At 39.7% G+C, this 13,141-nt stretch carries 11 protein-coding genes and 1 pseudogene; 1 reads left to right on the forward strand and 11 read right to left on the reverse strand.

All coding sequences use genetic code 11. The features are described 5' to 3' along the window. The first annotated feature begins 12 nt into the window (after window positions 1-12). On the forward strand, window positions 13-483 hold the full coding sequence (locus FXF36_RS03845; RefSeq protein WP_151622557.1) for a GNAT family N-acetyltransferase: 471 nt from the start codon (window positions 13-15) through the stop codon (window positions 481-483). Between the two features lie 8 nt (window positions 484-491). Here FXF36_RS03845 and FXF36_RS03850 read toward each other — a convergent pair. The 11 genes and pseudogenes from FXF36_RS03850 to FXF36_RS03900 all read right to left on the reverse strand — a co-directional run. Then, window positions 492-689 (reverse strand): annotated as a pseudogene (locus FXF36_RS03850) (QueT transporter family protein); the annotation flags it as partial. A 406-nt stretch (window positions 690-1,095) separates the two neighbouring features. Then, window positions 1,096-2,904 (reverse strand): oligoendopeptidase F, encoded by a 1,809-nt coding sequence (gene pepF / locus FXF36_RS03855; RefSeq protein ID WP_151622558.1) that lies wholly within the window; start codon window positions 2,902-2,904, stop codon window positions 1,096-1,098. A gap of 104 nt (window positions 2,905-3,008) precedes the next feature. Beyond that, window positions 3,009-4,343 (reverse strand): MFS transporter, encoded by a 1,335-nt coding sequence (locus FXF36_RS03860; protein ID WP_167511281.1) that lies wholly within the window; start codon window positions 4,341-4,343, stop codon window positions 3,009-3,011. A gap of 277 nt (window positions 4,344-4,620) precedes the next feature. Then, a complete protein-coding gene (locus tag FXF36_RS03865; protein WP_151622560.1) occupies window positions 4,621-5,172 on the reverse strand; it encodes a GNAT family N-acetyltransferase in 552 nt (183 codons plus the stop codon). Between the two features lie 182 nt (window positions 5,173-5,354). Beyond that, entirely contained in the window at window positions 5,355-6,164 is an 810-nt protein-coding gene (locus FXF36_RS03870) for a hypothetical protein (RefSeq protein WP_151622561.1), read from the reverse strand. Window positions 6,165-6,502: 338 nt separating this feature from the next. Further along, entirely contained in the window at window positions 6,503-7,363 is an 861-nt protein-coding gene (locus FXF36_RS03875) for a class I SAM-dependent methyltransferase (protein WP_151622562.1), read from the reverse strand. Between the two features lie 210 nt (window positions 7,364-7,573). Continuing rightward, the gene (gene secA, locus FXF36_RS03880) at window positions 7,574-10,144 is read right to left on the reverse strand and encodes a preprotein translocase subunit SecA (protein WP_151622563.1); all 2,571 of its coding nucleotides are present in this window, start codon (window positions 10,142-10,144) and stop codon (window positions 7,574-7,576) included. Window positions 10,145-10,261: 117 nt separating this feature from the next. After that, window positions 10,262-11,389 carry a DUF6382 domain-containing protein gene (locus FXF36_RS03885; RefSeq protein WP_151622564.1) on the reverse strand — a complete coding sequence of 376 codons (1,128 nt, stop codon included), beginning with the start codon at window positions 11,387-11,389 and terminating at the stop codon, window positions 10,262-10,264. Between the two features lie 3 nt (window positions 11,390-11,392). Next, entirely contained in the window at window positions 11,393-11,614 is a 222-nt protein-coding gene (locus FXF36_RS03890; RefSeq protein ID WP_151622565.1) for a hypothetical protein, read from the reverse strand. A gap of 2 nt (window positions 11,615-11,616) precedes the next feature. Continuing rightward, the gene (locus FXF36_RS03895) at window positions 11,617-12,057 is read right to left on the reverse strand and encodes a prepilin peptidase (RefSeq protein WP_151622566.1); all 441 of its coding nucleotides are present in this window, start codon (window positions 12,055-12,057) and stop codon (window positions 11,617-11,619) included. Between the two features lie 25 nt (window positions 12,058-12,082). Continuing rightward, entirely contained in the window at window positions 12,083-13,093 is a 1,011-nt protein-coding gene (locus FXF36_RS03900) for a TadE/TadG family type IV pilus assembly protein (RefSeq protein WP_151622567.1), read from the reverse strand. Window positions 13,094-13,141 lie beyond the last annotated feature (48 nt).

Here is a 13,141-nt window from a genome sequence, read left to right on the forward strand (position 1 = left end):
TGGAGGGGCAAAATGAATATTCGAAGAGCTAGTGAAAACGATATCGACAGCTTGATTAAGCTATTACAGGAAGTGTTGGAAATACATGCCAATATCAGGCCTGATATTTTCATCTCCGGTACTACTAAATATACTCGCGAGGAATTATTACAAAAGATAGCCAATGATGAAGAACCAATCTATGTTGCAGTTAACGAGAATGATGACGTAATGGGTTACGCATTTTGTGCCCTCAGAAATCAGCCTTTCTCCACTAACATGGTTCCTTTCAAATCACTTTATATCGATGATCTATGTGTTGATAGCAACTACCGTGGTCAGCATATTGGCGAGCAGCTTTTTGAATATGTTAAAGCTGAGGCCAAGCGCCTAGGCTGTTACGAAATCACTCTTGCTGTGTGGGCAGGAAATGATGGCGCCGAGAAATTCTATGAAAAAATAGGAATGAAAACCAAGGAACGTATTATGGAATATATTTTATAAATAAAGGGTACAAATAATCCTGGGATGGCTGCTGGTGTAAATACTGGAAGAATGCAAAGTGCCTCGGAAAATCTAACCTAAATGGCGCCATTTGCAAGACCTAGCACATTTGCTACCCATGTAAGTACCACATAAAGAGCGGCTATCATAGCACCCTGTGTAATCATAAGAATACTCTCACGTGTTGTTCTTTTGTTATTACTCATTTTATTACTCCAATCCTCTAAGGGGTGAAATTCCTCTTTCCCATATATATGATGATGTTTAGAACATCTTAGGTTTTCACACCCATTTTTTGCTACGGTAAGACTATCACTTTGATTTTATTATTACAATCCTTTCATTCTATTGTGAATATTGCATAGTTTGATATGCGTTATTTTGTATAGTTTGTCGTTCTCATCAATAGAACTTTTGAAAAATCGTGGTATTCTATAACTGTTGATTGATATTTAGTATTTTAGGAGGTTTTATCATGAACATTTTCAAAGAGTTATTTGATAGTGAAAACGGAACTGTTATGACATTCATTGATTATTTAAAGAGCGGTTATATCGACTAATTACTATAAAAAATAGGCAGCTACATCAAATTGATGTAGCTGCTTTTTTGTTATGCAAGTTCTTTATTTAATTCTTCAATCTCATCAATGATTCCACCAATGTAATCGATAGTATCAAGAAGTGCTGCATCTGTGGTTACGTCCACACCTGCCATCTTTGCAAAATCTACCGGTGCAACGGTACCGCCTGCTGCAAGAGTCTTTTTCCAGTCATCGACAGCTGGCTGTCCTTCCTTGCGAATTCGCTTCATAACCTGAGTTGCTATTGTAAGGCTGGCACTGTAGCTATATGAATAAAGCCCCATATAGTAATGTGGCTGACGCATCCATGTAAGCTCACAACCTTCTGTAAGCTCTACCTCATCGCCCCAGAATTTCTTTAGGACGTTTTTGTAGATTTCATTCAATGTCTCTGCTGGCACTGCTTCGCCCTTATCTACAAGCTTGTAAACCTCTCGCTGATAAGCTGCCTCCAAAAGATGAGTTACAAAATTGTGGTAATAAGTATTTGAAATCTGCGATGCAAGAACCCATCTTCTAAATCTCTTGTCATCACCACTCTTTTCCTTAAGGTACTCAGCCATAAGTAGCTCGTTGATAGTAGATGGCGCCTCCACAACATAGTTGGAAACCTCTACATCAAGAGCACTCTGTGCCTTTCCGCAAGCAGCAAAATGTCCTGCGTGTCCAAGCTCATGAGCAAGTGTGAATACATCACTCATTCTATCATTCCAAGATAAAAGGATGTACGAACCCTTCTGATATGGGCTTGCGCAGAAACCACCTGTAGACTTACCAATATTCTGAGCAAAGTCTACCCATCTCTCCCTGTAGGCAGTCTCAAGCATTTCCTTGTATTCATCTCCCATAATTGAAAGGCCATCGATAATGTATTTCTTTGATTCCTCGATAGTAACATGTGGATCGTAATCTGGATCCATTGTGATTTTCAAATCAGCGTATGTCATCTTATCAAGACCGTGTGCTTCCTTAAGAAGCCTTGCGTACTTTCTCATATGAGGTGCAAGCTTTTCCATAATAAGGTCAATCTGACGGTCATACATTTCACGAGTTACCTTCTGTTCAAAAAGGAGGCTGTCGATTACACTATCGTATTTACGTAATTCAGAAATAGTTTTTTCTGTGCGGACATGGCTGCCATATACTGTAGCTGTTGTGTACAGATACTCACGGATTTTCTTAGAGAAAGCATCAAAAGCTGCCCTACGAATGTCTGTGTTTCTCTCATATTCGTAATTGTCCTCAAATAAAGAATATCCTAATGGATGCTTCTCTCCGTTCACCTCAAAATCTGGGAACTGAATATCAGCAAGCTTACTTGTTTCGTAGATTGTATATGGAGCGCGAATAGTCTCTGTAAGTGCTGCAAGTGCTGCTTCAGTTTCAGGTGTAAGTCGATGTGGACGCTGACGTTCAACATCCTCCAAATAATGCTTACCTTCTGTTGCAGTCTTAATAGCTTCTTCAATGACATCCTTTGGTGCCACGGCAAGCTCACTATCAATAAATGATACAGTGCTGAGCGCTTTCGAAAACTCGCTCATAACGATTGCCTGTTCCTTTTGAGCCTCTCCATTTGTATAATCTACAGATACGTTGAGCTCAACATAATTAATTAAGTGGTCGGCCTCGATGTTCCACTCATTATATTTGTCCAGGCATCCATTTATCGCTTCTGGTGTAGTGAGCTTTCCCTTATAATCCTTCTCAATCTCTGCTGTCAAATTTTTAAAATCTTCAAGGGCCGCCATAAGCTCCTTTGATGATTTAAAAAGTCTTGATGTATCCCATGTTAATTCAACTGGAATTTCGCTTCTTTTTTTCAATGTCTCTGCCATAATTATTCCCCTTTTATTATTGTTAATTCTAATTATTTCCTGAAATATATCTCTTTAATAATATTTTATTTGGCTTTTATTGTCAGTAATTTGCTGGCAAATTTTTAGTTATCGGTATTATAGATTTTTGCTACTTCCTTTCGGTTGCCTCCGATAATTGTAATGGCTGCTATTAATGCAATCATATTTCCGCCAAGTACAATAAATCTTTCATCAATTCTTTGAGAAATCAGTCCCGCTGACATCTGGCCAATCAAAAGTCCTACCGTGGTAATAAGCTGAAAGGCGCCATTGTATCGGCCCTTCTTTTCATCCGGCACGTAGCCCTGTGTAGATGAAATCCTTATTGTATAGCTAGTAACACCGGAAATACCGGTGATGAAGCACACAACTGCAGCCAATCCAATAGGTAAGAACATGTAAGTTCCCTCACCAATAGCAATTATAATGTATATGGTCAGCGCAAAAATGAATTTTAGCTTAGTTGGAATCTTAAACTTATAGTGAATTCCACCGCCTACTGCTCTACCTATAAAACTCATTCCGAAGACTAGCGCATAAATATACTCACCATTATGAAAGTTTTGTTTGTAATAAGGTAAACACAAAACATCCATCGCGCCACAGGCAAACATATTCAGGCCAAAATATGCTACTACTGCTAACAATCCCGGCTCAGAAGCCATATATTTGATGCCTTCCTTTATATCTAAAAGCATCTGATTAAGCTTGCCTTCGGCCTTTGTGTCTTCAGCTTCGCGCTTTGAGATATATTCTTCTTCATGTTCAATTTGCATCTCAAATAAAGCTGCTATCGCAAAAGATACTGCGTTAATTATCATAAGTGGCCCGATTCCTACAAGATTGTAAACAAATGTAGATACCGGTACCATCACAACTGTCATTGTCTCAAGCATACTGGAAATTGAATATGCCTTTTGATAATTTCCCTCCGTAATCAGCAATGGATAAAAACTATCGTATGCTATGTAGTAGGTGCTCTGAATTACTCCCAGGAGCAATACTATCATTGCAAACATAGGGAAATTAAATATCCCATTCAGAAGAGTAATCGCCATTATCAGATAGATTCCTGCACTTATGAAATCCAATGTATAAATCATTTTCTTTCTAGAAAATCTATCTAAGATTGCACCTGAGATTATTGGTGTAATCAGTTGTGGCAATGTGTATAGCACCATGTAGATTGCATACAGCATAGATGAATTTGTATAGTCTAAAACCATCAAACTCATTGCAAATCCCACTAAGGAATTACCAAGCATTGATATTACGCTGCCAATAGTTATGATAGTGAAATCTCTGGTCCATAATTTATTGGTAGAGCCTGCTGGATTTGGCGGGTGTGTTGTATCTGTCTGGTCTTTTGATTTTTCCTGGGTTGTTTGGTCACTTGTTGTCATCATAATATCTGTCATATGTCCTCCCATAAACACTCTTTTTGCACTTGAAAAATAGTTTGTTAAACAAAAAAATCCCCTTGAAGTTTATTACCTCAAGGGGATGCTATTTCGTATATGCGATAATTCTTATTAGACTTTTATGTCGCAATTATCGGTGCAAAAAGAGCGCATCATTCTTAAAGTAATCAGTTACAATTTTTAATTCTCTGCCATAATTGTTCATCATGACACGCCCTCCTTTCTTCACAATTTTTCTAGATTGTAGCATAGTCTTTTGTTGGTTGCAATTGTTTTATTTAAATTGCTTCATCATCCAGTAGGAATCTCTGTAGCTGCCATCCTTATACTTCATGTTATTTGGAAATGTTCCATATTTTTTAAACCCAAGTTTTTCATAAAGAGCCATGGCATTTGTATTTCCTTCAATCACTTCTAATTCTGCCTGCTCATAGTGAGCTTTACGTGCTATGTCTAACGCTGTCTCTAGCATCACTCTTCCAATACCACATCCACAATATTCTTGATACAAAGCTATTGCCACTCCACATCTGTGGCTAACTCTTTTATATGAGCCTACGCTTGCGATAGAACAATTGCCCACATGCTTTCCTTCTATTAAGCCAATCAACATTATTTCCCGTTCAGAATCAAGTATTCCCTGTAAAAAGGCCTCCTCATTCTCAAGTGTAATACTGCACTCATCAGGTTCTCTAAGTAGAAATGGTGTTTCGGCATTTACAACCTTTAAATAATCTATAAGCGCTTGGGCATCCTTTGGCTCAGCTGCTCTCAGTGTAACAGTCCGCCCCATTTTATCTGTAAAAGTAATTGGCTCAATCTTCATTATCCTCTCTCCTTTGAGTGTGCATATTTTTCCATAAAATATACTAAAATGCATATTTGAAAGCAAGTATTATCGAGGTAATTTTACTGGATGCAGGAAAGTTTCGGAGAGGGCAGTTTGTAGGATTTAGGTAAGTTTTTTGGAGTTGATTTTTTTAGGGACTTGGTAAGTTTGAAGGACTCTCAAAGAAACATGTTTTTGATGTACATTTCTACTATTTTTGTATTCATCCCCTGTTTAGTAGACTCCATTGAAATAAACAAATTCTCTCCCAATACTATGCCACTATCTTCATATCTCTGAAGCTTCAAAAGATTTTTTACCGCATATTCTTCTTGATCAATAAGACCTAAATGTTCCCAATAGATTGTTTTTCTTTTTCTTGTATTTAATAAGGCAAAATCAGGACTTACTACATGTCCATTTTTTAACTTCAGCATCGGCTCGTACACGTAGGGTATATTATTTTTTTCAAAAAGATCCGCTAATATCTTTTCTGATTTAGAACGTACATGCTCTCCTCTGGCTGTAAAAATGTTTCCTTCTATTGGGTATGTATTTTGTCCACCTTGATTTCTTTCATACCATCTGGCGATAAATTCTTCGTCGCTTTCTATAATTGGAGTGATGAAGGCCTTCTTTGCAGATGCCATTTTTTCGTATATCCCTGTGATTTGCTCTAAATTAGCCTCCCTTATATCTCTTGATATTCTGGATAATTTCTTTTGAATTGTTTGAAGCTTGTAGTTAATCAATAAATCATAATCACGCTGAATGATGCCAGCATACTTTATGATTTCACATGACTTCAGGTACTTCCTTGTGTGAGTCGTGCCATCAAAACAATAGAACTGTTCGCGCCCATTAGTCACTGATGTTTGGATGTGAATATCTGGGGTGCTACTATACTTTGTGAGTTGTTTGTTTGATATATTCAATAGTTTATTTACTTCTTCTAATCTTTCATTTATTACTTTTTCTATAGCTTTCATTTGTATTCCTTGTTCTAATATTATTTCTTTAATTTTTTGAAGGTGGGAAACTACTTTTGGGCAGTACTGTAGCTTGTTTTTGCTCTAGTACTGCCTAGTTTGGCTGTTTGGGCAGTACTGCACTCTATTTTTGCTCTAGTACTGCTCCGGCTAGCTGCTTCGGGCAGTACTGCATTCTATTTTTACTCTAGTACTGCCCGGACAGGCTGTTTCAGGCAGTTACTAAGCCTATTTCAGTATTCTAGTAGTTTAATGATTGGGAAAATGGTCAGCGCAAGCCGCGACAGCGGCTGCGCTGGTGAAATTATAAGTGATATTACTCTGATGCTGTGATTTTACTATTTCTGGAGAATGTCGACTGTGTGGGCGCTGGCGCCGAGCAAGTCGGCGCGCTCGCAGACGGCCATCTGATACCGTATGAAGGCCGCAAACTGTTCCTCAGAAAGCGCGTTGACCTCGCGGCGCATGTGATTCGCAGGGCCGTCTGGCGATATGATTTGTACGCGGCGCACCCCGGCAGCCTCATTCAACGCCTCTATGTCCTCTGTGCGCATAAACGCGTACAAATCATCAGCGCCCGGCCGTACGTGGTAGGCTTCGTCCAACTTTCCTTCAGCAATATTCTCTAAGACGTGGCCCTCCTTGATTCCATAAGTAAGGAAGGCATATTCATTCATTACGTATGCTACAAGAATATATCCACCTGGGCGAGTCACGCGTTTGGCTTCAAGCAAAGCTTGAAGCTGCTCTTCATAGGTCTTCAGATGATACATAGGACCAAACAAAAGCGTAAGGTCAAAGCTATTATCTTCAAATCGCTTTAGCTTTAGAGCATTACCCTGGAATGCTTTCACCCCAGTGCCTTTGGCTTTAAGCATACCAAGGTTGTGCTTTACCAGCTCAACAGCAGTGACATCGTAGCCCTCGTTCCAAAGGGGGATGCTGTAGCCGCCGGTGGCGGCGCCTATATCTAAAATCTTTATGTTAGATTTTGCTTTTCTTGAAGCAGAATCGGAAACGCTATCATCAACAGAACCCATGGCATCCCCAGTAGCTTCTTTTCCTATTTTGCCACGCTCTAGTATGTCTAGATATTTGTGAACGTATTTCATGGTTACTGTGAATTCCATGATGCCATGGCGCGACTTAAGGCGCTTGTCTTCGTTGAATTTATTGTAGTATTCTTCTAAGTTTGTCATATTACCCTCATCCACCGCTAACGCGGTCCCCCTTCCCCCTGCTCTCAGGGGGAAGGCTATATCTTAAAAGGCCTCATACAAAGTATGAGGCCCCCATAATTAGTAATTTAGTTTTTGGCTTGCTAGCGGGAAGACACATCCATTTGACATTGCCCTTCGGGCAAAGAGGATGTGTCGTGGCAAACAAAAAATGAAATCAAGTTTCATTTTTTATTTGCTTCTACCGCAACATTGTTTATATTTTAAACCTGATCCACATGGACATGGATCATTTGGAAATACCTTCTTGTCTACGCGCTTCTTTGGTGCGCGTGTAGCTGTGTCGTCCTTATTTGTTCCAGTAACTTTAGCAACTTCCTCACGCTCTACCTTCTTCTCTATGCGAATTCTGTAAAGCATTGTAAGTGTATCATTGATGATAGCTGCATTCATTGCATCAAGCATATCGTAGCTTGCTGCCTTGTACTCATCAACTGGGTTACGGTTACCATAAGCCTGAAGACGGATACCCTGACGAAGCTGCTCCATATCATCGATTTCTTCCATCCACTTTCGGTCGATAACACGAAGTAAGATAACTCGCTCAACCTCTCTGAACTGCTCTGGCTGCTCGAATTCCTTTTCCTTAGCATCGTACATCTTAAGAGCGATATCTGTAAGCTTTTCCTTGAGCTCCTTCTTGCTCTTGATATTTCCAATAGAAAGCTGTGTCATAACAGGAACTGGAATTACTGGGCAAAGGAGGTGATTAAGCTCCTGAAGCTCCCAAAGCTCCTTCTCAACATCATCCGGAATAGTCTTTTCAATACACTCGTCAACCTTATCGCGAATCATGCCAAGAATCTGGTCGTGCATATCCTCGCCCATAAGTACTCTATGACGCTGTGCGTAAATAAGCTCTCTCTGCTCATTCATAACCTGATCGTAATCAAGAAGGTTCTTACGAGCTGAGAAGTTGTTTTCCTCAATCTTCTTCTGAGCCTTTTCAATAGCATCTGAAAGCATCTTGTGCTTAATCTGCTCTCCTTCTGGAACACCGAGAGCATTGAACATATTGATAAGTCTCTCAGAACCGAAGAGTCTCATAAGATCATCTTCAAGTGAGATGAAGAACTGTGACTCACCGACATCTCCCTGACGGCCTGAACGTCCACGGAGCTGATTGTCAATACGACGTGACTCATGACGCTCTGTACCGATAATCTTAAGACCGCCTGCTGCACGAGCATCCTCATCAAGCTTAATATCAGTACCACGACCTGCCATGTTAGTAGCGATGGTAACGGCACCGTGCTTTCCTGCCTCAGCTACGATTTCAGCTTCCTTCTCGTGGAACTTAGCATTAAGTACATTGTGCTCGATACCCTCTCTGCGAAGAAGCTTTGAAACGTGCTCTGAAATATCAATATCGATAGTACCAACAAGAACAGGCTGACCCTTTTCGTGAGCCTTCTTAACCTCTTCTACAACTGCCTTGTACTTCTCGTTCTTTGTCTTATAAACTGCATCATCGTGATCGATACGCTGGATTGGACGGTTTGTAGGAACCTCAACTACGTCCATTCCGTAAATATCACGGAACTCCTGCTCTTCTGTAAGAGCTGTACCTGTCATACCAGCCTTCTTATCGTACTTGTTGAAGAAGTTCTGGAATGTGATGCTTGCTAGAGTCATAGACTCACGCTTAACCTCAACATGCTCCTTAGCCTCGATAGCCTGATGAAGTCCATCAGAGTAACGACGACCTGGCATAATACGGCCAGTAAATGAATCAACAATCATAACCTGACCATCTGAAACAACATAATCCTGATCCTTAAACATAAGGTTATGAGCACGAAGTGCAAGGATGATGTTGTGCTGAATCTCAAGATTCTCTGGATCTGCAAGGTTCTCAATGTGAAAGAACTGCTCAACCTTCTTAACACCTTCTGCTGTAAGGTTAACTACCTTATCCTTCTCGTCTACGATGAAATCACCAGTCTCGTTTCTCTCAACACCCATGATAGCGTCCATCTTAGAGAATTCCGGAAGATCCTCACCACGCTTAAGCTGACGAGCAAGAACATCGCAAAGCTCATAAAGCTTTGTAGACTTTCCTGACTGACCAGAAATGATAAGTGGTGTACGTGCCTCGTCGATGAGAACTGAGTCAACCTCATCGATGATGCAGTAGTGAAGGCTTCTCTGAACAAGATCCTTCTCATATACACACATATTGTCACGGAGGTAATCGAAACCAAGCTCGTTATTTGTGATGTATGTAATATCACAATTGTATGCTGCCTGACGCTCCTCCTTTGTCATGTCGTTAAGAACAACGCCAACTGTAAGACCAAGGAAACGGTGAACCTCTCCCATCCACTCAGCATCACGCTTTGCCAGGTAATCATTTACAGTAACGATGTGAACGCCCTTGCCCTCCAAAGCATTCAAATATGCTGGAAGTGTAGATACAAGAGTCTTACCTTCACCAGTACGCATTTCTGCGATACGACCCTGATGAAGAATAATACCACCGATAATCTGAACTCTGAAATGCTCCATACCAAGGGCACGCTTACCTGCCTCACGAACTGTAGCGTATGCCTCTGGAAGAATATCATCTAAAGTTTCACCCTTTGCAAGTCTCTCCTTAAATTCAACAGTCTTTCCACGAAGCTCCTCGTCTGTAAGAGCCCCCATAGCATCCCTGTAAGATTCTATTTTATCAACGATAGGCTTAATTCTTTTAAGCTCTCGCTCTGAATGCGTACCAAAAACCTTGTCAATAATATTCATTACTACTATCTCCTAACCTATTGGGTATAAAACCCACAAACTGTACCTATTTTAACAGAAACAGGCTAGTTTAACAACGTTTTTCCGTGTGTATTAACAGGGTCAAAGTATAGTGTTTTACATGAAAGTATAATTAACATTGGCAAAAGAAATCCTATCCATTATCCTAAGCTTCACAGGGTTCCTGTAGACTAGCTGTTCATTGTTCACAAAGGTGCTGTTTGTGGAGTTCAAGTCACTTAGATAAAAATCATCTCCCTCCCTCACTATCTTTGCATGATTTGTAGATACAGTTCTCTCATGTAAAACCGCATCATTGGCTCTTCCAGATCCTATTCGAAATACATCTTTATCAACTAAGAAGTCTTCTTCGCGATTAAGTCCATCGTATACAAGCTTTCCCGAGGGCTTCACATCAGCTAAAAGCTCCGTTTTTTGCTCTAGTTCAATATTTTCCGGGTCTATTACAAAATCGTCCGACTCTAAAATAGGATTATCCTTAAACTCTATCTTCTTACATAAAAAATTTTTCACAGCTCCCTGTACTTGCCAAAATAAACTGGTCTTCTCCTGTGAAATTTCATCAAACTGATCAGAGATATATTCTCCCTGTTGATTGAAATAGTCCTGTTCTATGTAGTCGCATTCTGTCCGTTCTTCTTCTCGAAGATTTATTTTCTCTACCGGTGGCTCTGACACTTCACACACATCACTGATACAATCTAAAATTTCACTTAATGTATAGTCTTCCTTCAGGCAAATGTCATAAGCCTCGTATACTACTTTTGCCAGTTCCTTATCAGATGCTGGCACCACGGTCAAAAGATGCTCCATTATACTTCTGAATTGCTCCTGCACATTTCCCATATTCTTAGGGTAATAGCACAAACTCACCTTGAAACTATCGTAGGATTTTTCCAAATAAACGCTTTCTTTGCTAAGCCATATATGACAATCGTCAATCATATATTTTTCTAGCTCATCATAGGCTAGCTGGATATTTAATATTATTCGTCTAACTATATCTATGGTCAAATCATGTGAGTCAAGATAATCCTCCAGATTTTCCTTACGCGAAATATTGTAATTATACTGCTGTGTACCATTTATATTAATTTTGGAAACCTCAAGCAACGCATCTATCCTGTTTTCCTCTATCATCCTCTCCTCGTATGAAGATATGGTATCTACTGCATCCACAACCATATAGCTGTCATTATGCTGCCTTTTGTATTGTATATTCATAACCTAATCCCTGATGGCATTTATCGTGCCAACAATTCCTTCCTTTATCCTAAAAATCGACACCGTATTAAAAGTATCCTGCTTGTATTCCACATATGCGATACTTTCCTTAAACAATTCAAAGGATAAAAGTACAGCCATGCCAAACACAATAAAACAAATACTTATAATAACTGCCCCTTCAACCGTATAGCTTCCCTTCAGACTTTTAGACAAAATACTCACAACTAAATGCCTCCAGTTTGATTTATAAACATTAGCACCATATATCCTGCCAACATAAATGGCATAAATGGAAGATCGAAGTCACCGGTGGACTCTCTATCAATAGTCAAAAGAAATAATCCACCTCCAATTGCTGCAAACACTGAACTTATCCACAATAGTACCAAGATATTCATAAATCCCAGGTATAATCCCGAAACCATAACAATCAGCGCATCTGCCTTTCCAATCTTTTCATTTGTCACAATACTAAAAACATATAAAACCACTCCAACCAAAACTCCACCGATAATACTCAGTAATGAGTAAGGACGTAGCATCACATCTATTAATATTCCTATTATTCCAAAGACTGCTATCTCTATCAGTCTGATTTGTTTCGTCCGAAAATCTTCTAAGGCGGTTATTCCATAAAAGCAAAACAATCCAATCTGCTCCAACATTTTCACTCCTCTATATCAACTTTCATCAATTCTTTTCTCCTGCTGAACATTTACTGCAGGCTCTCATTGAATCCTTCACATCCTCATACAAAACCTTTTTGATATTATGCTTTATCTCGGTACAATTTATATCCTTGTGATATGCTGTTCCGTAGTCTGTTACAAAAATAAAACCGTGAGCATCTTTGCCCTTACAACGCTCACAGACATTGTAAACACCACCACTTTTGTTCCTTGCCTCTGACAGCTCTCCCTTAGGGAGACGATGTACCGAAGGATTGAGGTACGTACAATTGTAGTTTGTATGGTAAACCTCTCCCTTTTCTGTTACATAAACATATCTGGCATCTGTGGTATTCTCCGATTTATCATACCCAACCCACTTGCGGTTTCTTGCCCTTTGGCTCACATCGAAAGAGTAGTGTCCTAATAGTCCCACAGGAAATGTCATCTGATAATTCACCCTTATATCGATGTAATTGCCTTCTACTGTTGTATCAAAAAAATCAAATCCTAGTGCACCGCCATCCACAAATCCAATAGGAACCTCATTTTTTGCAATTTCCACACCTGACAATGCAATAGTTGATGCCAATAACACTGCTTCTGAGACCTCTCCTCCTATTGTCGGCTCCTGTCCCGAGATATCTTCGTCTTTGTCTGACTCACCATAATTCGACATATTTCCAAGGGTTATTGCCATTGTACGACTGGCATAGTCTATTGCCTGCTGCACTCCAGACTGCACTTGTAGCAATCTAAACATAAACAATCCAAATACCATCATGCTTATGAACAGTGGCAAAATCACAGCTGCTTCAATTGTATAACTGGCCTTTTTTGAGGAGGCATAAAAAGGCATCTCCTGTACTTTTAATGAGTTTATGAATCTTTTATATACTGGTGGCTGACCATGAATACATCTATCCTTTCTGTATTCATGTTCTTTGTTGATAGTAACTGGAGCAACTGGCAGCTTGCTCCGCCAATTCGGTGCAAACGAATTGGTATTATAGAGTTTTTTACCTAGAGACACCTTTTTACACCTCCTCTCATAATTCAAATATTTCCTACATAATTTTGC

The organism is Pseudobutyrivibrio xylanivorans (assembly GCF_008935055.1).
In the GTDB taxonomy this organism is placed as follows: domain Bacteria; phylum Bacillota; class Clostridia; order Lachnospirales; family Lachnospiraceae; genus Pseudobutyrivibrio; species Pseudobutyrivibrio xylanivorans_A.